A 21,819-nucleotide genomic window follows, 5' to 3' on the forward strand; every position below is an offset into this window, starting at 1 on the left:
AAAATGGAAATCATCATCACACACCCGAGCTTGATAAGGTTGGACAAACATTGTATAACGAGAAGTGCTACCTGGGATGGTGGAAAATTTCGTTATACAAATTTTCGTAAATAATGAAACGCTCTCTGCCGGCTGGAAGCGCTTGAGCGGGCACGAATTCAGGTAGCAGCAGACAATCTTTCATCATTCGCGCATGAGACCAGAAAGAGGGAAGCATGAAATCCAAGCTTGAAAACTATAAACAGCCGGTAGAGAGTGAAAGCGAACTTTCCACAAAGCTTTCGAGAAAATATTTTGAGAAAGAACTTGAAAAGCTGCAAATGGAATTAGTAAAGCTGCAAACCTGGGTAGTGAACGCTGGATTAAAGGTTGTGGTCGTGTTTGAAGGTCGGGATGCTGCTGGCAAGGGAGGTGTAATTAAGCGGATTACCGAGCGGGTAAGTCCGCGTGTCTTTCATGTCGTAGCGCTGCCAACTCCCACCGAGCGTGAGAAAACTCAGATGTACTTCCAGCGCTACCTGGTTCACCTTCCAGCCGCCGGAGAAGTGATGCTCTTTGATCGCAGCTGGTATAACCGTGCTGGTGTTGAATATGTCATGGGTTTTTGTACCGAGCAAGAACACAGGGACTTTCTGGAACTCTGTCCGGCTATTGAACGGACGATGATTGATAGCGGTATTATCCTCATTAAGTACTGGTTCGAGGTAAGTCAGCAGGAACAGGAACGGCGCTTTCAGTCGCGCATCGAGGATGGACGCAAGGTCTGGAAGCTGAGCCCCATGGATTTAGAAGCGCATAGACGCTGGTATGATTATGCCAGGGCCAAAGATGAGATGTTTCTTGCCACCGATACCCCTGAAGCTCCGTGGTACGTGGTGCCTGCTGATAACAAGCGCCGGGCGCGCTTGAATTGTATCACCCATTTCTTGAGCCAGGTTCCCTATAAGGAGGTCCCCAGCAAATCTGTGCGGCTGCCTGAACGCCAGCCATCAAAAGGTTATCGGGAGCCAGAACGAGCTTATAATGTGATTCCTCAAATACATTGAGATCGCTTGATGCTGGGTGGCCAGGGCATTCCCGCCTCGGCCACCCGGGATCCAACCTCTGCGTATGCAAACCGGCAAGCGGGCCCAAGGCAAGGCTTTTTCATGTTCCTCTTTGGCGCCTGCGGCGCCGGGTTTGGAGTGTAGAGAGTGCGTGGTGGGCGACTGCAGCCGCCCACCACGCACTCTCTACACATGAAATTGGGAATAAGATAGAGAGAAGAAGTAGTTGCTCTTCAACAATCCTCAGTAGCCATGGGCAGCGTGAACCAGAATGTGGACCCCTCCCCTTTTTTACTCTCTACCCCGACCTGTCCCCCGTGCCATTGGATGATTATGCGACAGAGATAGAGACCCAGACCCAGACCCTCGCCAGTTCCGTACTGGACCTGGATGCCCTTGACACGATAGAAGCGTTCCCACACCGACTGTTGCTCCACTGGGGTCAGTCCGGGTCCTTGATCCTTGATGTAGACCCGTGTCATTGCCCCCTCTGTGCTGAACCCCACCTCCACTGGTCGATCCGCTGCCGAGTACTTCAAAGCATTGCGCAGATAATTGTTCACCACTTGCCCGATGCGATCAGCATCGGCGATGATGGGAATGCTCTGCTCTGCAGGCCATCGGACCATGATATCGTGACCGGGTGCAAGATAGTGGGCATCGGCGACAGCGCGCCGGACGATTTCCAGCAGATTGCAGGGCCGGTTAGCATCTCCAACTGATTGGCCTGGATGCGTGAGGCATCCAACATGTCGGAGATCATGCGATTCTGCGCCGCTGCACGCTGAACAGCCTCCTCTAGTGGGTGTCGTAAGCGGTTCAGGGTTGGGCCTGTCAGCAGGGATGCTATGCTCTCATCGCGGGCCAATTTCCCCAGGCGGCGCAACACAAGCTCGATGAGGCCCCGAATCCCGGTCAGAGGCGTTCTCAGTTCATGGCTGGCCAGGCTCAGGAACCCATCAAAGCGGCGATTAGCTTCTTGCAATGCCAGCTCATTGGCCCGTGTCTGCGCCCATGCTTGCAGTAAGCGTACCCGCTCGATCACCAGGGCTGCCATTTTCGCCAGTGCCTTCACCAACTCAATCTCTTCCTGAACGTATTCCTGCTCGGCAGGTCGGTCGATGCCGAATATCCCGACTAATTGTCCATCAAGAAGCATAGGGGCGAGCAGAAAATACTGCAGCCCATAGTTGGAGCGGCGCACAAATGGCTGTGTGGCAAGATCAAGGATCACCACCTGGTTGGCTTGCAGTTGAGCAATTGTCGCTGGCTCGAGATAATCGGAGAGGGTGGAGCGCTCAACCTCCTGTTGGATATAGGCGAGGCGCTCCTGGGAGAGCCCGCTGGCCCCAACGATATGCATTGAACCCTCGGAACCTTCCACTGCAACCAGACCAGTGATGGAACAATCCAGCACGTGATGAAGTACCTCGGAGAGGCGCTGGCCAACAACTGGCAGCGATACGGAGACAAAGCATTCTTCAGTCGCGTGCTGCTCTACTTGCAGGGGAGATGGACCATCTCCTCCATCAAGGAGGACAAGAGATGGAAGGCATGCCGGATGCGGTATTCTTTGTGATGGCGCTCGGTGACATCGCGGAAAATAGCGACCAGGCCCATCCAATATCCCTGCTGATCGCGCAACGATGTCCAGGTGATATCTATATAGCGTTCATGTCCGGAAGGAAAATGCACGCGCATATCAGAAATGCGAGGCTGCGAGACCGACTGCGCCTGCAACATGGATGTGATGGGAAGCTTTTCCAGGGGATGAGTTCCATGGCCTCGTCATAGCGCTTGTAGCCCTCGAAGAGGTCCGCGTAGGTTTTTCCAAGGCAGTCAGCTTCCTGCCCCAGTTCCAACAGGGTACGAGCCGCCGCATTGATATGCAGCACGACCCCATCGCGATCATAGACGACAATGCCATCGGCAACGTTCTTGAAGATCGCTTGCAGCATCGTGCTCAGCGATTGGGTTTGCTCTACTGCCTGTTGAGCGGCTGTGCGAGCTGCCTGTTCGCAGGCCAAAAGTACATCTCGTTCTTGTTCGCACCGTTGCTGGAGAGTGAGATCCTCTATCCAGGAGAAGAAATACAACGGGAAGCCTTGAGGGTGCCACACCAGCGACCGGGTTACTTTGAGCCAGAGCATATGTCCATCGGGACGTGCATAGCCCATTTCATAGACGACATTTTGCATGTTCCCAGTCAACATCTGTCGCACATTCATATTGAATATAATTTGGGCATCAACAGGCAAAAGATCATGCAGGCGCCGCCCGAGTAGTTCTCTCTCAGTATAGCCCAGGAGCTGGCAATAGCGCTCATTGACTTGTAATAGGGAGAGATCAAGGGAGAGACAGACCAGGCCCAGGGAGCCTGTTCAATGATCCCACCAGACAAGAATTTCTCTAGCGCAATGGCGGGCGAGGTAGTGAACCCCGGTTCTCTCTCTTTGCTCAGCCAGCTAACCCATCCGTCAAGCGTGCCTGCGTCCTTGAAGAGAGGAACGCAGATCATGTGAACGACTTGATCGTATTCATCGGCGGTGCCCAGCCGGTAGTGGGTGGTAAACATCCTGGTACTGTTCACTGCGGTCGCCCACTGCTGTCTCACCTGTTTTCGATCAGCGGGATGGATAGCCGCAAGCCACCCCCAGGGCTGCACCACGCCCTCGGTCTGCCCGTTATATCCCCACCAGAGCGATCGGCTCTCGGGAGCAAGCGTACTTCCATCGGATGTCCAGAGGAGCCGCAATACGTTTGCCTTGTCAAGTGGTGTCAATGCCTCCACCATTTCATCTCTCCTTTTGCGCTGAGTAGAAGCTTCATTTTCTCGTGTGAGCAGTCGCAAAGCGTTCTACTTCGCATAGTCATCCTACAACATACGATCTCCTGTCACAATCTCGACAAGAAAGGACGCTCACGAGAGTCAGTAGCCATTGAGGATGTCGGCGCATCAGGGTATGGCCAGAGGGGCATCTCTCATCTCAAGCGCGGGCCGCACGCATTGTCATGGGGTGGGAGGAGCGAGGAGGCGCGGGTAGCAGTGAGAAATTGGTCAAGGGTGGTATGGGGTTGCCGAGGATATTTTGCAGGGTGTAGCCCTGGATGAGGCTGAGTATGAGAGTCACCAGAGTGTCGGGCGTGACTCCTGGGAAGCGGGTGGGTTCGGCCTTGATCAGGGAGCAGGCAACGGGCAGAAACATCTGGCGTGAGCGTTCGATGCCAGCCAGCATGCGACAACGAATTTCAGGCTCACGGGTGCTCAGGGTCCAGTAGTCAAAGAGCAGCTCTAGCCTGGTAAGAGATTTTTGATTGTGTTGGATGCAGGCATCGCGCAGATCTTGTTCGATCAGCTCAAGCAGGCGCTCACGGGGAGAAAGGGTGGTCGGTGCCTCCCAGGTTTCGAATAAGTCGTCGAGCAGCCAATCCAGTAACGCGACCAGCAGGGCATCTTTGGATTTAAAGTAGGAGAAGACCAGTTCATGGCTTAAATTTGCCTCGGCAGCCACCTGGCGGATCGTCATATGTTCGAGCCGTTCACGTAACGCGACTTTAAAGGCCGCCTGTAGAATCCGCTCGCGCCGCTGGGCCTCAGTCTCTGTTTTGCCAGGCATAGTGCTTCCCTCTCTACCATCTACCATTCAACTGCTAGTGATCGCATGACCAATAAATCATATATGGAGAGCTACTTTGGCGTCAAGGGACCAGGTGACGCAATGGCTGAAGCTATGCAATTCATCTTTTATATATATTGATTTTGCGGGCAGGAACGGATAAAGCGGGAGCAAGTCCTGCACGTACATGGTGTGCTTTTTGTTGCGTTCATTTCCAGGAAGTTTTAGTTAAAAGCATTGGGTCTCGGGCCTCCTTGTGCTTATAATATTGGAATGGTTATACTGCAATGATGGTCCAGTACGGTGGGTAAGATAGCGATTTCTGGTGGGTGAGGATGTGGTTGTCAAAAGCAGTTAGTCTGGAAGGAGATATAATGGACACAAAGCAGATACAGCAAGCTATGGTAGAGACAAAGATAAGGTGCCAATGGGCGCGGTCTCATGAATTGTTTGTACCGTACCATGATGAGGAGTGGGGCGTGCCGGTCCACGATGATCGTCTCCTCTTTGAGATGCTCAACCTCGAAGGAGCGCAGGCAGGTTTGAGCTGGCTTACCATCCTCAAGAAGCGCGAGAATTATCGTGCCGCATTTGATTATTTTGATGCCGGGAAGATCGCGAATTATGACACGGCCAAAAAGGAATCTCTGCTGCAAAACGAAGGTATTGTGCGCAATCGCTTGAAAATCAATGCCGTGGTTGAAAATGCTAAAGCCGTGCTTGAGGTAAAGCGTGAGTTTGGTAGTTTTGATCGCTACATCTGGCAGTTTGTTGGCGGGAAGCCTTTGGGCGAGGCAGAGAAGCAACAAGGGGTTGCCATCAGTGAGCGCATGAGCAAGGATTTGAAGAAGCGTGGCTTCAGGTTTGTCGGGGCGACGATTTGCTATGCCTTTATGCAGGCGGTCGGTATGGTGGATGATCATGCTCCCGACTGTTTTCGTGCTGGTATGATTGCGGGATAAACGGGTTGCATGGTAGAGAAAAAGTTAATATTTTACCTTAGAATCATGTAATAGTGCTAGTGTTTTTTGTAGGAATTATAATGATATAAAATTATACAATTGCTATTTAACAACAATTTTGCTTGAAGATCACAAATTGTTAAAATTGGCCAGCTAAGATAGGGGGGAATGTGGAATTCGGATGGAGTAAGCAATGGCAATGGAACCTGATTTTTCTGTAACGATCCAAAGCAAAAAAAAAGTGCGACATTCACGCCTCTGGTATATCCGGCGCTGGTTCGCGACCGGGCAGGCATATTTCTATCTTTTGCCAGCATTTATCGTGCTGGCTCTCTTCTCGTATGGTCCGGCCGCCTTTGTCTTTTATATGAGCCTTTTTAAATGGAGCTTCCTGAACCAGGGAACACAGCCCTTTATTGGCCTGACCAACTATGTATATCTTTTTCACAGCTCAACCTTCTGGCATGCGCTGCAGACCACCCTACTCTATGTGGTTATTTCGGTCCCGCTGCAATTATTTCTGGCCCTATTTCTGGCCCTGTGTCTAATGTCTGGTATTCGGGCCAAAGCCTTCTGGCGCCTGATCATCTTCTCACCATTTATCACGCCACTGGTAGCCACAACCGCCATCTGGTACTGGATGTTTGATCCTTATCACGGACTCTTCGATGGTTTATTGCGCTTATTGCATATGCGAACCATCGACTGGCTAGGAGATCCACACTGGATTCTATTGAGCATCATCCTCTACACCACCTGGAAGTCCGCAGGTTTTAGCGTGGTGCTCTTTATGGCGGGCCTGGGAAATATCCCACCAGATGTCAGGGAGGCGGCGCGTGTGGATGGGGCAAACTCATGGCAGATCTTGCGCTGGATTACCTGGCCGCTGCTCACTCCCATTACGCTGGTGGTCATGTTACTGGGACCATCGAGGCCTTTAAGATGTTTCAGCCAGCCTTCCTGCTGGTTGGACCCGTGGGAGGTGCAGGCAATGCCGCCAACACACTGGGCCTTTATCTCTTTTCCGAGGGATTCTCTAGCGATCCCCATGATGGACGTGGCGCGGCTATCTCGGTGGTCTTATTTGTCCTGGTGTTCATCATTTCAATTGTGCAATTGAGAATATCACGCAGGGGGTACAGGCCGTTGATTAGTCAAAGTAGGAGTAAACAAGTAGCCGATGGGCGCAGGAGAAATTATCGCACGACACAGGTCTTGTGGCGCTATCTAGTGGTCGTGCTGGCTGCGCTGCTCGCTTTTTTTCCAATCTATTGGATCCTTATTTCTTCGCTACTCAATGCCCATAGCGCGGCCGACGTGGTACCGCATTTCTGGCCAGATTGGGAATGGTCGAACTATGCACGGGCCTGGAATTTAGAGCCATGGGTACAATTCTTTCTGAACAGCATCTTTGTCGCTACCTGTACCGTTGTGCTGGCAGTGCTAACCTCACTGCTGGCGGGCTACGCCTTTGGCACCATGAAATTTCCTGGTCGCAACATCCTCTTCTTGCTGGTCCTGGGACTGATCATGATCCCTGGCGAAGCAACCTTGATTCCCAGCTATCTGATTGTATCCATATTGGGATGGATTGATAGCTACCAGGCACAAATCATTCCCTATGCTGTCAGTATTTCCGGCATCTTCCTGATCCGACAATTTTTTCTCTCGCTGCCCGCATCCTTATGGGAAGCGGCCCAGCTTGACGGCTGCTCACGCTTTGGTTTTCTCTGGCGTGTCGCGGCCCCCCTGGCCCGCCCGGCCATTGCTGTCGTGGCGCTCCAGGTCTTTATTGGGAGTTGGAACGCATTTCTCTGGCCCTACCTGGTCACCAGTTCAGATGCGCACCGACCCATTGAAGTTGGTTTACAAGCATTCATGAGTGGAGAAGGTGGAACCGACCCCACGGGTCTGGCTGCCGCCGCCGCCTTCACCACCTTACCTGTCCTGCTGGTATTTTTACTGGCCCAGCGCCAATTTATCGAAGGTATCTCAGCCGGAAGTACAAAAGGCTAAAGGGCAAGCAGGCGTTTATATAGTGGGCAATTCTGTGACGTACTTATTTATTTTTAACTGAGTAAAGGAAAGAGATTCTATGCGTCGTACATGGACATACCCAGCATTTGTCTGCTTGATCTTGATGGTGCTGGCCCTCTCGGCCTGTGGCACAACGACCACCACCAATAATCAAGGGAATAGCAGCACCACCAGCAATAGCGATCCAACCCAATTTAATGCCTCCAAGCAGTACAGCATTAATTTCTGGGAAGCCTTCGCTACCGGTGCCAACAAGACAGCGCTGGCAGCCTTGACCAAGCAATACACAGACCAACATCCCAACGTCAAAATTAACCTGCAGGCATATGATTCCTATACCACCCTGCAGACCAAACTGAACGCCGCCATTGCCGCCAAGAATCCACCTGCCATCGCCCAGGTGTACGAGAACTGGGCCGTGCAGTACAAGCAGAATGACAACATCGTCTCGCTGCAGCCCTATATCTCCGGCAAGAACGGACTGAGCTCGATGGAGATGTCTGATTTCTATCCAGCCTTGCTCAAAGACGGCCAGATCGACGGCCAGCAGTATATGATGCCATTCAACAAGAGTGACGAAGTCCTTTATTATAATGCCGACGTCTTAAAGAAAATGAATATCACCCCGCCGACCAACCTGAACGAGCTGATTCAGGACCTGGGCAAGGTCACCAAGAGTGATGGCTCACAGTGGGGTCTCTCCCTGACACCGAGCGTTGACGAGTGGTCTATTTTATATAAAGCTCTGGGTGGTAAAGATTTTGTCTCCAGCGATGGCCAGAAAGTCGCTTTTACCCAGGATAGCAACAAAACGTATGCCAAAGGCGCCCTGGATGCGCTGGCCCCGCTGGTCAAATCCGGTGTTGTCCATGTGACCAAGCAGTATGCCTGGCAGAACGATTTTGCCTCACAGAAATCTGTCTTCGCCATTAGCACCGTCGCCAGCTACAGTTTCCTGGCCGCCTCGATCAAAGGCGCCTTTGCCTTCAACGAAGCAGCCATCCCAGCCGGTCCTGGTGGACAATATACCGTACTGTACGGTACCAACCTCTCGTTGTTCAAAGGGGTCAGTGATGATACGCGGGCAGTTGCCTGGGATTACCTCAAGTTTTTGATCAGCAAAGACTCAAATACCACCTTCGTACAGAAGACGGGCTACCTGCCGATTCGCCAATCGGTCTACAATAGCGAGACCATGAACGCCTATTATGCGAAATTCCCGGCCCGCAAAGTAGGTTCACAGCAGATCAACAATGCTTTTGTCGCCTCGTTCCTGCCAGGCTGGCAGAAATGTCGCGACGAGATCAGCAACGATTTTACCAGTGTTCTTAATGGGCAGAGCAGCTCGGATGCAGCTCTCTCCAAGATGGAGCAACAGTGTAACGATGGTCTGACGCAATAGGCTAGCTACCAGCGCAAAAAAAACGGGGAACCCTCACTGGCGAGGATTCCCCGTTTTTTTGTTTTTACTGGTTGGGATTGGTTGGGTGCTGGTAGGCTCCAAAGCCTGTCCCCAGCCATAAGCGAGCCAGGAACAGGATGCCCCAGAGTGTACCAAGGCCGGTGGATAGGCGCTCGTAGAGTCCAGCTATCTCACTATGCTGCCCATTGGCCATGCCAAAGAGGGTAATAAAGACGATAGTCAGGATGCCGGTGATGAGCGAGTACGCCGCCCAACCGCGCCAATGGGGCTCTTTGAGGAAACGCCAGGCGAGGACAAAGAAGCCGCAGGCAATAGAGGTAATGGCCATGAATGCGAAGACCACATGGAGGGTTCCATGCAGGGTAGGCGGCGTGAGGACGGCTCCCTGAGGGTAGCCCTGTGTGGGGTCCTGTGAGAAGAAGCCATCCATAAGGATTCCCAGGCCTTCGAGAACGCGGAAGATCGGATACGAGGTTGCCCCTCTGCCACCAGTGAGGACTTTGCGCCAGGCGAATGCTGTCCAGAGGATGAGCAGGCCAAAGATGATGAAATTAACCTGCTGCACCCAGCCGCCGGGGCCGAGGCTGAGGGCGCTGATAGATTGCTGCAAGGTACTGTAGCCCGGACGGGTCGCACCCTCGATCAGGTAGGTGGTGGTAAAAAGCAGCGATGCTAGCGTGCTGCACGAAAGCCACAGTAGAAGTGGGGTAGGAAGCGCCCTGCTTGTATGACGGGAAGCTGTCTCGTTTTGCATAATGGCCATGATTACTTGCTCCTGTTCTTACGGCCTGGAGAAAAACTCTTGCCGCCTGCTCATATTCTCTCCACTGCACCATATTGCGTTCAGTGTGTGCGCGGTGGATATGTTGTTTGTCTTGAGCAAAGTTTAAGATGTTGACCGTTATGGAAGCGTTCTTGGGAAACGTTCTTTCTATTGTGTACGTGCGCATGCGCGCCCGAATAGTTTTTTTATGATGGAGAGTCGAAACTGTGCTTGGCACAGTTTCGACTCTCCATCATAAAAAAACGGGTTTTGAGCATAGCTTCTCTCTATTATAAAACTGTCTTTGAGCATAGTTTCGACTCACCATCATAAAACTGGCTTTGAGCATAGTTTCAGGCCTCCGTCATAAAAATGGGTTTTGAGCTCCGCAGGTGTGAAAGCGCATAGATAGAGAGTGCGAGGGGGGCGAGTGGGTAGGTTAGGAGGCGAAGAATGTGCGATACTGTCTTATTATGAAGGCGTCTTTATATAAGGTAAAGGAAGTATAATGACACGTATTCAGCTTGGGCTGGCATTGCCCAATGGTCCACGTGATGAAATGTCCCGTGAAACGTTTCTGGAGCTACTGAAGAAGAACCTGGACGTAGTCGTTGGGACCTTTGATTCGATCTGGTTTATTGATCATGTGCAATTTAAGGGTAGTCCTTTGCTGGAAGGTTGGACTGCCCTGGCGTATATGGCGGCACTCTATCCCAGCTTCGACTTTGGGCATGTTGTGCTTTGCCAGTCGTTCCGCAATCCTGCCTTGCTGGCGAAGATGGCGGCGACCGCACAGTTTATGAGCGGCGGGCGTTTTGTGCTCGGGATTGGCGCCGGCTGGCATGAGGAGGAATATCAGGCCTATGGCTATGATTTCCCCGGGGCCGGAACGCGCGTCGAGGAACTGGACGAGACCTTGAAGATCGTTAAGGCGCTCTGGACGGAGCCCCAGGCGACTTTTAAAGGGAAACACTACCAGGTTGTGGATGCTTACTGTGAGCCCAAACCGGAGCCGGTGCCACCCATTATGGTTGGTGGCTCGCAGCCGCGCATGCTACGGCTCACCGCCCGGCACGCCGACTGGTGGAACGTCTCTCAGGTCGGTATCGATCGCTATCGCGAGCAGGTCAAAGCCAGCGAAGAGGCCTGCGCCGTCGTTGGACGAGATCCAGCCACCCTGCGGCGCACCTGGTTTGGCGGCTGCTACTGTGTGCCTGAAGGAACCAATCCCGCCGACATCGACATGAAGCTGGTCCGCTCACCTAATCCCTTTGTGGGCACGCCTACCCAGATCATCGAGCAGATGAAGCCATTTATTGACCTGGGTGTAGACTACTTTATGTTGAAGCCCGAAAGTTTTCCCGACACCACCTCGCTACGCCTGCTGGTCGAGGAAGTCTTTCCCAAACTCAACGCCTGAGGCAAATTAAAGTTTCTGGTGCGCATGTTGTTGATTAGCACTAATCAACAACGTGCGCACCAGAAAGGCGTGATTTTAAGGTCGAAGGCAGGGAATCAGGCAGTAGCCAGGCGAGCGACCAGCTCGCGCTCTTCGGGGCCGAACCAGGGGGGATTACCGGCCGCTGCATTTTCGATGACACGTTGAGTTTTAGTGGTGGCTGGTATAGCCACATGGCAACGCTCATCGCTCAGTACCCACTTCAGCAGTGCCTGTCCCCACGTCTTCACCCCAAATGGGGCCAGAGGCTTCAATGCCTGTTCAGATGGAGGAAGGCGCATCAGGCTTCCCTCCCCAAAGGGGCGCATCACGATCACTCCCAGACCCAGATCGGCGGCCAGCGGCAAGATATCTTTCTCAACTTCCCGTTGGAGTGGATTATAAGGAATCTGGATCACCGAAATGCGACCAGTTTTAATCACTTTCCGCAGCTCATTAAAGGCCGAGTAGCTATAGTGGGTGGCCCCGATTGCCCGCACCTGTCCCCGTTCTTTAAGACCTTCCAGCAAGGCCAGGTGTTCCAGCCAGTTCTCCAGGTTATGAATCTGGTAGACATCGACGTAACCATCAAAAAAGCTCAAGGCCCGCTTCACCTGGGCCTGTCCCTCAGCGCGGGTACGTGCCCACACCTTGGTGGCCACCAAGGCCTGATCGCGTCGTCCACGCAGCGCCTCACCGAGTGCCTGTTCAGCCGATCCATACATAGGGGACGAATCAAAAAACGACACTTCCTGAGATAGAGCAGTATCAACCAGCATGCGCGCATTTTTAAGGGCGGACTCACCACGTCCATCAAAGGTACGCCAGGTACCCATGCCAATTACCGGTACCCGCAGTTCGCTTGTGCCTAAAACACGATAGTCCATACAACAACGCCTTTCTATAGCGGCGTACCCTAGCAGCGTCCCCCATCCCGTTACCACGCCGCAAAAATAGCTCAACTATGCATCTAAACGTTCGAAGCGAGAAAAAGTAGAGAGCGGCCAGCGCAAAGAAGTAGCATACATAGTAACTCCAGAGTATCCTCAAGGGAGAAAAAAAGTTAGAGGATTATGTAATGGAATATAATGAGAGCGGAAGCGAGAAGGACTGGTGTAGCGAGTGGTAAGCATACGCAATAACCTCCAATACATAGAAACGCGAGTAGCATTGAAATGGGAGGGAATGCCTATCCCATTAACTTTTTGCTCGCTGTATGCTTGTATCTCGTACAAGAAGCAGCAATGGTTTCAAAAAAGATCAGCATTATCGAAGAAGAGGGATGTTGAGAAATGATCACATTTCCAGAAATATTGCTCCGGCTTGTTGTCTCAATACTATTATGTGGACTTATTGGTTGGGAGCGAGAATATAGCGATCACAATGCGGGTGTACGTACCAGTTCCCTGGTGGCCCTGGGAACAACCCTGTTCACCATCATATCCGCCTATGCTTTCCGCGACCTGCTCAACCAGCCCCATGTGCAGTTCGATCCAACGCGTATCGCATCCTATATCGTGGCCGGCATTGGCTTCCTCGGCGGGGGAGCCATCTACTTCCGGCAAGATCTCCAAAAAGTCAGGGGCCTCACCTCCGCCGCCTCCGTCTGGGTAGTGGCCGCCATCGGCATGGCCTGCGGCATCGGCTTCCTGCTAGAGGCCGCTGTCACCACTATCATGGCCCTATTTATCCTGATTGGCATGCGTTATGTGGAAGCCAGATTTTTGCCCTACAAGAGCCATCACATGCAGGAATTATTTATCCGCATCGACAGCGATGAAGAAGGTACTGTGGTCGGAAAAATTTATGATATCCTGAATGATTTGCATATAGACATAGAGCGGGTTGATATCCACAGCCAGAAATTAGAGCAGGAGATAGTACGGACACTGGAGATTGGTTGTCGTGCCAGCGATGCCCGTACATTAATGCAAGCCCTTGACCGGATACGTGTCATTAAAGGCGTCCAGAGCATCAAATCATCGACCCGAAAAGGTGTGGGGCCTGAATAGAAACTGTTCTTGCAGCATCAGGGCAGAATTTTTTCCATGGCGATAACGTCAACCCAGCGATCATCGAGCATGCCCTGTTCGTGGTAGATGCCAACCACCTGAAAAGCGTGGCGCTTATACAGGCGCATCCCCGATGTATTAGTTGGGAAGGCCGCCAGGACCAGTTTGTGGTAGCCAAGGGCCTGCGCGCGCATCTCCAGAGCGCTCAGTAGCGCATCCCCAATGCCTCGTCCGCGCTGCTCACGCGCGACGTAGACCGAGAAATCCGCCACATACTGATAGGCTGGCCGAGGGTTGTAAGGATTGAGCGAGCCCCAGCCCACAACGGCTCCAGCGTTATCGACCGCCACCAGGACCGGATGGCGCGAGCTCCGCGTTGCCAGCCACTCGGCACGCTCTGCCGGTGTGCGCAGTTGTGTCTCCAACGTCGCCGACCGATCCTCGATCCCTTGATTATAAATAGACGCAATGGTCGTTGCATCCTCATATATGGCCTCGCGAATCTCCATATGCTCATCCCTCCCTGTCGTTTTCAGCAGTTCTGTCTATGGGCGCGCCGGGTGTCTCTGTCCACGCCGATAGGCAGCGAGAACGTCGATCATTGATGGATCAAGTCAGTAGTAGTGAAGTGATTGGGCTTACTGGCTGCAGCCCTGCACGCGGCCTGCCTGGCTGGTTGGTGCAGAGAGGCCCGATGGTCAAAGATTATATACTCAACCACAGATAGCGTCAACCCATAGTAGAAAGCACACTGTAATTGAGAATATGGCTTACTCCCATCATCATGAGAAGCGTGCCACTCTTACGCGGTCGGGCGCGCCAGCGCACGACCTTTTTTTCTTGTGTGGTGCAAAAAAGCGCGCTGGGCGCACTTTTTTGCACCACACAAGAATACTTCTTGAGCGCCTTTGGCGCTCAAACTCAGGCGTGAAGAGCGCGGTGATCATGAAGATCAGACACATTCTGAGAAACTCCTCAGGAGGTGATTATATGAATTTAGCCGCTACTTACAGTGGAGAGCTTGCATTCATTAGCTCATGAGTATTAGTATATGAAAGGACCTGTTTTATGATGATATGAGGTAATATGTTATGCGAATCACTATTATTGCTATTGGCTCACGTGGTGACGTTGTTCCTTATATTGCCCTGAGTCAGGGATTGATGAATGCAGGACATTCTATCCGACTCGCCACCCACCTATCGTTCGCAGAGCTAGTGCGCAGCTATGGTATCCCCTTTTTTGCGCTTGATGATGAGCCAAAGGAGCTCTTCCAGACGAAAGACGGGGAAAAGCTGCTGGCCAATGGCACGAATCCCTATCGTTTCGCCCAGTTGTTTGCCTCTAACCTTGCGGCCTTTACTCCACTATATATGCAGCGTGCGCATGAGGCATGCCAGGATGCGGACACTATAGTTGTAGCTTATATAGGCTTGCTCATTGGTTATACCCTGGCTGAGAAATATAATAAAAGACTGGTGATGAGCATGTTGCAGCCTATGTTGCTCTCGACGGCGGCTATGGCGGAGCCCACATCACCGTGGCTACCCCAAAAGCCCGCGCTGCTTGGAAGAGCCATGAACCAGTTGTCACATGTGATGGCACAGCAATATACCGGAATGCTGTTTCTGCCAGCGGCCAACGAGGTACGTAAAAAGCGCTACAACCTGCCACCTTTAGAGCGTTCTTTTTATGCCAACCTGCCCGGTGTCGCCGATTTCGTCCTCTGCGCATACAGCCCACTGCTGGTGCCCAGACCCGTCGACTGGAGTGAGAAGATCCATATCACGGGTTTCTGGATGCTTGAGCATGCAGAGGCATGGCAGCCTGAGCGTGAGCTGGTCGATTTCCTCCATGCGGGTCCCGCCCCCATCTATATTGGTTTTGGTAGCATGAGCGCCTACCGGCCAGCCGAGACAATCGAGATGGTCGAGCAGGCCCTGACACAGACCGGGCAACGCGGTATTCTCCTGGTAGATAAACACGCCTATAGCGCACAAAAACGTTCGGACAACCTCTATCTCACGAATGTGGTCGCGCATGATTGGCTTTTTCCACAGATGCAAGCTATCGTACACCATGGAGGTGCCGGGACGACCGCGGCCAGCGTGCAGGCGGGTGTTCCAACGATCATCGTCCCCTACATCTCCGACCAATGGTTCTGGGGTCACCAGGTTGCCCGCGCCGGAGTAGGGCCGCGCCCAATCAGTCGCAAGCAGCTCACCGCAAAAAAGCTGGCCGAACTGTTCAATACTGCCATACACAATCAGGAGATGCGGCAAAGGGCCAGTGAGCTCGGGGCGCGCATAAGGAGTGAAAATGGAGTTGAACAGGCAGTAAAACTGATAGTTACTATCGGATAGTTCGGCCCTCAGCGGCCAATTGCCACCCCGGTAGGGCGGCCCAGTATCCTCACCATTCTAAGAAGCGAACGAAATAAAGGCGAGCTCATTCTCACACAATAGAATGAGCTCGCCTTTGCTTGGGTGTAGACTACTTATTCAGCTTTGCGCAGTTCGCGGTAGCGGCTGATGAGGGTGTTGGTGGAGCTATCGTGTTTGAGATCTGGCTCCTGTGCGCTTTCCAGTTCTGGAATGATACGGTTAGCCAGCACCTTGCCGAGCTCAACGCCCCATTGGTCGAACGAGTTGATGTTCCAGACGGTACCCTGGACAAAGACTTTGTGCTCATAGAGCGCGACGAGTTTGCCCAGCATGTTGGGTGTCAGACGATCAGCCAGGATGGTATTGGTTGGATGGTTGCCTTCAAACGTGCGGTGTGGCACCTGGTAGTCAGGCACACCATCGGCTTTCACCTCCTCCGCGGTTTTACCGAAGGCCAGCGCCTCGGTCTGGGCAAAGAAGTTGGCCATCAATAGATCGTGGTGAGGTTTCACTGGATTGAGTGTCTGGCAGAAGCCAATGAAATCGCAGGGGATCAGCTTGGTGCCCTGGTGGATCAACTGGTAGAAGGCGTGCTGGCCATTGGTGCCGGGCTGGCCCCAGATGATCGGGCCGGTCTGGTAGTTAACGGTATTCCCTTCCAGATCGACATGCTTGCCGTTACTCTCCATATCGAGCTGCTGCAGGTAGGCGCTAAAGCGCTCGAGGTACTGATCGTAGGGGAGGATGGCCACGGTTTCCGCGCCAAAGAAGTTATTGTACCAGATGCCAATCAAGCCCAGCAGGACCGGCAGGTTCTTCTCGAACGGTGTGGTGCGGAAATGCTCGTCCATGGCATGGAAGCCGGCCAGCATATCGTAGAAATTCTCGGGTCCGATCGCAATCATCAACGAGAGACCGATCGCAGAATCATAGGAATAGCGGCCACCGACCCAGTCCCAGAATTCAAACATATTCTCGGTATCGATACCAAACTTTGCCACCTCTTTGGCATTGGTCGAAACGGCCACAAAGTGTTTGGCTACCGCCTTCTCATCGTGCAGCTTCGTCAGGGTCCAGTCGCGGGCACTGCGGGCGTTGGTCAAGGTCTCCAGGGTCGTAAAGGTCTTTGAAGACACAATGAACAGCGTCTCTTCAGGGTCCAGATCATGGACCGCCTCAGCAAAGTCTGTGCCATCCACATTGGATACGAAGCGGCAGGTCAGATTGCGATCGCTATAGTAGCGCAAGGCATCATAGGCCATGTGTGGGCCGAGATCCGATCCACCGATGCCGATATTGACGATGTTGCGAATGCGCTTGCCGGTGAAACCTTTCCACTCGCCACTGCGGACGCGATTGGAAAAGGCCGCCATTTTCTCCAGCACTTTATGGACTTCGGGGACCACATTCTGGCCATCGACCATAATGGTTGAGCCTTTAGGGGCGCGCAAGGCCACATGCAGGACGGCGCGCTGCTCAGTAATATTAATTTTCTCACCGCTGAACATGGCATTGATCCGATTGCGCAGGCCAACCGCCTCAGCCAGTTCAAGAAGTAATTTTATCGTTTCATCGGTAACACGATTTTTTGAATAATCAAAATAGATATTCTCGGCTTCAACCGAAAAACGCTCACCGCGTTTGGGGTCTTCGGCGAAAAGAGTGCGCAGGTGAAGGTCGCGAACCTTTTGGAAATGTGCTTCGAGAGCCCTCCAGGAGGGTTGTTGTGTCAATGTAGTTGACATCTGTTAATCTCCTCTTCAACAAAAAATTCTGGTCGCAAAAATAACTGACCTCTGTGAGTATACCACTCTTTAACACGATGCCGCGCCGGCCTGCGCTACAAGCACAAGGATATGCAAAAGGAAGGGAAAAGCGGCCGCGAGGCCGCACGCACGGTTAGACGGGGACGATCAGGCTTTGGGTTGACGGGAACTCTAGCCAGACGGCCTGGGCGGGCTGGAGTGGCTGGTCGGTAAAGGCCTGGATGGTGTATTGTTGTTGGCTACCGGCTTTGATGTGGGTGCGCCAGCGCCCGCCGACGAAAAATGTTTGAGCAACCTGACCGGGCAGGATGTTCTGGTGTGGTGCTGGCGGCAGCTCCTGTATGATGGTGATGTTGGCCGGGCGGCAGACGAAGTTGTGGGAGCCGCTATGTGCGCGAGCTTCAGCACTGATCTGGCCCGAGAGGTAGATCTCTTCATCCAGGAGTTGAAGACTGCCGGAAGTGCCGTTCTCCTCGTTGTCGTTGACGACCAGGGCACCCGGCAGCATGTTAGCCTGACCCATAAAGGAGGCCACAAAAGCATTCTGCGGCTGCAGGTAGAGCTCAGTGGGTGTTCCGACCTGCTGCACCTTGCCATCGCGCAGGACCGCAATGCGGTCCGACATCGTCATGGCCTCGTTCTGGTCGTGGGTGACGTTGATGGTTGTAATATTCAGGCGCTTAAAGAGTTGTACCAGTTCGGCGCTCATCGTCTCGCGTAGCGCCGCATCCAGGCTGGAGAGCGGCTCGTCCAGCAGGAGCAGGCGAGGCTCGGTAGCCAGCGCGCGCGCGACCGCGACACGTTGTTGCTGACCGCCCGAGAGCTGATAGGGATAGCGCTGCTCATAGCCGGGCAGATTGACCAGTTCCAATAAGGTCTGCAGGCGCTCCTTGATCTGGCGGCCAGGCATGCGACGCAGGCGCAAGCCAAAGCTAATATTCTGGGCCACCGTCATATGTGGCCAGAGGGCATAATCCTGGAAGACCATGCCCAGTCCGCGCTCTTCCACTGGCAGGCCCCTTTTACCATCGAAGAAGACACGATCGCCCACCTCGATATAGCCGCTATCGGGCGTAACCAGGCCGGCCAGCATACGCAAGATGGTCGTTTTACCGCAGCCCGAAGGGCCCAGCAGAGAGAGCACCTCGCCCTCTCGCACCGAAAGGTCCAGATCAGAGACTACCTGCCGTGATCCGTATGTTTTGTTCAGCTGTTTGATCCGTAGATACATAGACATTCTTTTTCCTCTTCTGATACTGAAGCAAGCGGCTAAGCAGCCATGGCAGGAAGCGAATAACCAGCAAGGCAAGGGTAACCACCCCAACATTTAACATCGCCAGCGCCATGCCGGGTCCCATTTGAAAATTGCTAAAAAGCGCCACGATCTGCACTGGCATCGTGGGTTGTCCAGGCGGATAGAGCAATTCCGAAGTGGCCAGCTCAAACATCGTGCCGGTAAAGACCAGCAACCAGGTCGAGACCAGGCTGGCACGTAGCAAAGGGGCCACGATCCTGGTTAATAAAGGGAAGAGGCCAGCACCCTGGACGCGCGCCGCCTCCAGCATCGTCTGTCCCACCTGCTCTAGCGCACCCATACTCAGGCGCGTCGCGTAGGGGAGGCTGCCACCCATATAAGCGGCCAGCAGAATCCAGACCGTACCATAGAACTGAATACCATCCACGCCCCCGATACCCACATATTCAAGGTAAGGAGCGTTCCAGGCAAAGATATAGCCGCAGGCCAGCACCAATCCTGGTACCGCGATCGTCAGCAGGGTCACCATCCCGAGTAGTTTGCGTCCAGGCAGGCGTGTATAGCGCATCACAAAGGCGAGCGGAAAGCCTATCAGGGACGTAATGGTCGCATTGCCAAGGGCCAGCCAGGTCGTGCGCGTCAGCGCATCCAGATCATCCGAGCTACGCGTCAAGACCGTGCGATAGTTATCCAGGGTCCAGTTGCCCGGCACCAATCCCTGACCAAAGGCGTGCAGCAGCGAGAGTAGCAGACACATGCTGAGCGGGATCACCAGGGCGACAATGAAAATGAGCAGGCAGAAGATGGTGGCAGGCCACTTCCAGGCCCCCAACTCAAGTGTACGCGCGGGCCGGCTCTTGCCACTGATAACCTGGAATGAGCGCGTGCGCAGGACCGACGATTGGATGAGCATCGCCAGCGCGATCGCGATAAACAGGAGCAGCGAGAGCGCTGCCGCCAGCGAGAAATCGACCGGCGAAGTATTGATAGCGCTATAGATCTGATAAGTAATCAAGGTCACATTGGAATTTTGCGCAATCGTCGCAGCCGTCCCAAAGTCTGAGATAGCCTCGGCAAAGGCGATCAAGCCAGCCGCGAAAATGGCTGGCAGCAGCAGGGGAATGTTGATCGTCAGCCAGGCCCGCCAGGAACGAGCCCCGAGATGCGCGCGGCATCCTCAAATTCCGAACCAAGCCAGTGAAGGGCCGCCGTAACCGAGATATAGACATACGGAAAGGACTTCAGGCTCAGGATCGCCACCACACCCACCGGTGAAAAGAAGGTATTGATGAACGCATCCGAAAAATGCAGATATTGATCGGGAATGCCCCCGCGAATAAAGACCAGCGACCAGGCCTCACCGACCAGGAAAGAGGGCGTAAAGAACACGATCCAGACCAGCGTATCCATGGCCCGGCGCAGCGGCAGATCGGTACGGCGCGAGAGCAGCGCAAGCGTTGTACCCAGGATACAGGCCAGCAGGGCCGTGATTAATCCCAGCCAGAGCGAATTGAGGAAGGCCAGATAGTTGTGAGACTGGCGCGTCAACGCCTGTAGCGCATCCCAACCAGGAACTAAATTAGGTGCAGGTGTATAGAGATTGGGAAAGACACTCTGCAGAATAATCGCTGCCAGTGGATAGACGACCAGCAGCAAGAGGAGCAGCAGTGGCACCCCAATCAATAAGACCTGGCTGCCCATACGCAGCAGGCTGATGGCACTAAAACGAGAAACAGGTATGGTCGCGCGCGCGACCATACCCTGTTCCTGTTGAGCATCTGCCACTACTGGACGATGTTGTCGTGGAACCATTGCTTCAACTCTGTTTCAACTCCAGCCCATTTGGGCACATCCAACGTTATCATATTGATGCCATCTGTCTGGCGTGTCACGACCGGGGTCACACCATTGATGATATCAATGAAGTAGGTATCGCCATCGGTAGGATCATGATGGGTCATCACGCTCTGACCCTGAGCGGACAGGACCCAGTTCACGAATTGTTTGGCGCAAGCCTGGTGGCGGCTCTGGGCAGAGACCGCGATCTCACTCGGCAGCGCAGCCACACCCGAGGTTGGATAAATGATACCCAGTGGTTGACCAGCCTTCACCGCAGCGTAGTAAGCAGAGTCCTGGATGATCGCAAACTCGCGAGCCCCGGTCTCAACGCTATTGAGGGTAGGATCATTGGTCTGGAAAATCTTATCTCCATTGGATTTCAGCTGTTGGAAGAACTGTTTGGCCTGATCTTCACCCTTCATAGACTGGGCAATACCAGCAATAAACGGATAGGCAGGACCAGAATAAGCGGGATCATTCTCGGCCAGCAAGTTTTTAAAAGCAGGTTTAGTCAGGTCGCTCCAATCCTTGGGCAGGCCAGCGGCTGGAATATGTTTTTTATTGTAGACAATCGCGCCAGCAGCGGTCACGCCGGTTGGATAATAGGCATGATCAGAAGGAGTATTTTGCGTTCCCAGAGCGGTATAGTTGCTAGCACTGGGTGAGGTCCACTTCAGCAAATAGTTCTGGTCATCCAGGGTCTGCATGGTCACATTGCCATCGAACCAGACCACGTCCCAGCGTGGATTATTGCGTTCTGCTGAGATCTTGGCCAGAAGATTGCCGGTGCTGTCATCGACCAGCTTCACCGCAATGCCAGTCTGTTTCTGGAAAGCTTTGGCGGCGTCTGAATCATAGCCCTGGGCCGAATAAAGTGTCAGGCCGGTACTCTTATCGCAAGTCGCCGTGCTGCCAGTGCTACTGTTGCTAGAAGATGACTGGGATGGGGAGCCGCAGGCGGCCAGCAAAGCAAGCACACAACCCAGAAGGTAGAAGAGCCTCATTTGAGGACGAAGCAGGACACGGGCCTGCTGTAATGAATCACGCATCAGAGTATAACTCCTCTGTTTAGATATTTAAAAATACATTTTTGTGTTTAGATATACTGGTAAGTCTATCTGCGTGTAAGCATATAAGGATTGTTTTAATAACTGGTAAAGATCGAGTTAAATGACTGTAAACTCTTGTTACATTTGAAAACTTGCTATTTTTAGCAGCTGTTACAAATAAAATGTGTTACAATGATTGTAGCGAGAAAAAATAATGATGTATGTCTC

At 53.1% G+C, this 21,819-nt stretch carries 22 protein-coding genes; 9 read left to right on the plus strand and 13 right to left on the minus strand.

The window, feature by feature from the left end; genetic code table 11:
- Positions 1-215 precede the first annotated feature (215 nt).
- Positions 216-1,046, plus strand: a complete 831-nt coding sequence (gene ppk2 / locus EL645_RS26345) for a polyphosphate kinase 2 (protein WP_126553749.1) — start codon at positions 216-218, stop codon at positions 1,044-1,046.
- A gap of 233 nt (positions 1,047-1,279) precedes the next feature.
- Here the strand turns inward: ppk2 and EL645_RS26350 are convergent, their stop codons facing one another.
- The 5 genes from EL645_RS26350 to EL645_RS26375 form a co-directional block, all read right to left on the minus strand.
- Complete coding sequence (locus tag EL645_RS26350; protein WP_126553751.1) at positions 1,280-1,675, minus strand: sensor histidine kinase; 396 nt, start codon at positions 1,673-1,675, stop codon at positions 1,280-1,282.
- Positions 1,606-2,616 carry a sensor histidine kinase gene (locus EL645_RS26355; protein WP_371865765.1) on the minus strand — a complete coding sequence of 337 codons (1,011 nt, stop codon included), beginning with the start codon at positions 2,614-2,616 and terminating at the stop codon, positions 1,606-1,608. The genes EL645_RS26350 and EL645_RS26355 overlap by 70 nt, the downstream gene beginning before the upstream one ends.
- Complete coding sequence (locus EL645_RS44560; protein ID WP_126553755.1) at positions 2,544-2,789, minus strand: PAS domain-containing protein; 246 nt, start codon at positions 2,787-2,789, stop codon at positions 2,544-2,546. The genes EL645_RS26355 and EL645_RS44560 overlap by 73 nt, the downstream gene beginning before the upstream one ends.
- Complete coding sequence (locus EL645_RS45780) at positions 2,708-3,418, minus strand: PAS domain S-box protein (protein ID WP_371865766.1); 711 nt, start codon at positions 3,416-3,418, stop codon at positions 2,708-2,710. The genes EL645_RS44560 and EL645_RS45780 overlap by 82 nt, the downstream gene beginning before the upstream one ends.
- A 615-nt stretch (positions 3,419-4,033) precedes the next feature.
- Positions 4,034-4,663 carry a TetR/AcrR family transcriptional regulator gene (locus EL645_RS26375; RefSeq protein ID WP_161977707.1) on the minus strand — a complete coding sequence of 210 codons (630 nt, stop codon included), beginning with the start codon at positions 4,661-4,663 and terminating at the stop codon, positions 4,034-4,036.
- A gap of 374 nt (positions 4,664-5,037) precedes the next feature.
- On the opposite strand from EL645_RS26375, the gene EL645_RS26380 reads away from it, so the two are divergent.
- The 4 genes from EL645_RS26380 to EL645_RS26395 all read left to right on the plus strand — a co-directional run bounded on the left by EL645_RS26380 (position 5,038) and on the right by EL645_RS26395 (position 9,064).
- Entirely contained in the window at positions 5,038-5,625 is a 588-nt protein-coding gene (locus EL645_RS26380; protein WP_246035481.1) for a DNA-3-methyladenine glycosylase I, read from the plus strand.
- A 193-nt stretch (positions 5,626-5,818) separates the two neighbouring features.
- Positions 5,819-6,745: a carbohydrate ABC transporter permease gene (locus EL645_RS43140; protein WP_126553763.1), complete on the plus strand. Its 927-nt coding sequence runs from the start codon at positions 5,819-5,821 to the stop codon at positions 6,743-6,745.
- Positions 6,746-6,771: 26 nt separating this feature from the next.
- Positions 6,772-7,641: a carbohydrate ABC transporter permease gene (locus EL645_RS26390; protein WP_246035482.1), complete on the plus strand. Its 870-nt coding sequence runs from the start codon at positions 6,772-6,774 to the stop codon at positions 7,639-7,641.
- A gap of 79 nt (positions 7,642-7,720) precedes the next feature.
- Positions 7,721-9,064, plus strand: coding sequence for an ABC transporter substrate-binding protein (locus EL645_RS26395; RefSeq protein ID WP_126553767.1), 1,344 nt, complete (start codon positions 7,721-7,723; stop codon positions 9,062-9,064).
- A gap of 64 nt (positions 9,065-9,128) precedes the next feature.
- On the opposite strand, the gene EL645_RS26400 is transcribed toward EL645_RS26395, so the two are convergent.
- Complete coding sequence (locus tag EL645_RS26400; protein ID WP_126553769.1) at positions 9,129-9,848, minus strand: DUF998 domain-containing protein; 720 nt, start codon at positions 9,846-9,848, stop codon at positions 9,129-9,131.
- Between the two features lie 508 nt (positions 9,849-10,356).
- Between EL645_RS26400 and EL645_RS26405 the strand changes: the two genes are divergently transcribed.
- Positions 10,357-11,268: an LLM class flavin-dependent oxidoreductase gene (locus EL645_RS26405; RefSeq protein WP_126553771.1), complete on the plus strand. Its 912-nt coding sequence runs from the start codon at positions 10,357-10,359 to the stop codon at positions 11,266-11,268.
- 95 nt (positions 11,269-11,363) lie between these two features.
- Here the strand turns inward: EL645_RS26405 and EL645_RS26410 are convergent, their stop codons facing one another.
- Positions 11,364-12,173 carry an aldo/keto reductase gene (locus EL645_RS26410; protein WP_126553773.1) on the minus strand — a complete coding sequence of 270 codons (810 nt, stop codon included), beginning with the start codon at positions 12,171-12,173 and terminating at the stop codon, positions 11,364-11,366.
- A gap of 405 nt (positions 12,174-12,578) precedes the next feature.
- On the opposite strand from EL645_RS26410, the gene EL645_RS26415 reads away from it, so the two are divergent.
- Positions 12,579-13,298: an MgtC/SapB family protein gene (locus EL645_RS26415; RefSeq protein WP_126553775.1), complete on the plus strand. Its 720-nt coding sequence runs from the start codon at positions 12,579-12,581 to the stop codon at positions 13,296-13,298.
- Positions 13,299-13,315: 17 nt separating this feature from the next.
- Here the strand turns inward: EL645_RS26415 and EL645_RS26420 are convergent, their stop codons facing one another.
- Complete coding sequence (locus tag EL645_RS26420) at positions 13,316-13,807, minus strand: arsinothricin resistance N-acetyltransferase ArsN1 family A (RefSeq protein ID WP_126553777.1); 492 nt, start codon at positions 13,805-13,807, stop codon at positions 13,316-13,318.
- Positions 13,808-13,845: 38 nt separating this feature from the next.
- Between EL645_RS26420 and EL645_RS26425 the strand changes: the two genes are divergently transcribed.
- Positions 13,846-14,025 (plus strand): hypothetical protein, encoded by a 180-nt coding sequence (locus EL645_RS26425; RefSeq protein WP_126553779.1) that lies wholly within the window; start codon positions 13,846-13,848, stop codon positions 14,023-14,025.
- A 364-nt stretch (positions 14,026-14,389) separates the two neighbouring features.
- Positions 14,390-15,661, plus strand: a complete 1,272-nt coding sequence (locus EL645_RS26430; RefSeq protein ID WP_126553781.1) for a glycosyltransferase — start codon at positions 14,390-14,392, stop codon at positions 15,659-15,661.
- A 134-nt stretch (positions 15,662-15,795) separates the two neighbouring features.
- On the opposite strand, the gene pgi is transcribed toward EL645_RS26430, so the two are convergent.
- The 5 genes from pgi to EL645_RS26455 all read right to left on the minus strand — a co-directional run bounded on the left by pgi (position 15,796) and on the right by EL645_RS26455 (position 21,591).
- A complete protein-coding gene (gene pgi, locus EL645_RS26435; RefSeq protein ID WP_126553783.1) occupies positions 15,796-17,427 on the minus strand; it encodes a glucose-6-phosphate isomerase in 1,632 nt (543 codons plus the stop codon).
- Between the two features lie 154 nt (positions 17,428-17,581).
- Positions 17,582-18,679, minus strand: coding sequence for an ABC transporter ATP-binding protein (locus EL645_RS26440; RefSeq protein ID WP_161977708.1), 1,098 nt, complete (start codon positions 18,677-18,679; stop codon positions 17,582-17,584).
- Complete coding sequence (locus EL645_RS26445; RefSeq protein ID WP_126553786.1) at positions 18,621-19,790, minus strand: ABC transporter permease; 1,170 nt, start codon at positions 19,788-19,790, stop codon at positions 18,621-18,623. Before EL645_RS26445 ends, EL645_RS26440 begins: the two co-directional genes overlap by 59 nt.
- A 44-nt stretch (positions 19,791-19,834) precedes the next feature.
- Complete coding sequence (locus EL645_RS26450; RefSeq protein WP_126553788.1) at positions 19,835-20,515, minus strand: ABC transporter permease subunit; 681 nt, start codon at positions 20,513-20,515, stop codon at positions 19,835-19,837.
- On the minus strand, positions 20,488-21,591 hold the full coding sequence (locus EL645_RS26455; RefSeq protein WP_126553790.1) for an extracellular solute-binding protein: 1,104 nt from the start codon (positions 21,589-21,591) through the stop codon (positions 20,488-20,490). Before EL645_RS26455 ends, EL645_RS26450 begins: the two co-directional genes overlap by 28 nt.
- Between the last annotated feature and the right edge of the window lie 228 nt (positions 21,592-21,819).

The organism is Dictyobacter kobayashii (assembly GCF_003967555.1).
Taxonomy (GTDB): domain Bacteria; phylum Chloroflexota; class Ktedonobacteria; order Ktedonobacterales; family Ktedonobacteraceae; genus Dictyobacter; species Dictyobacter kobayashii.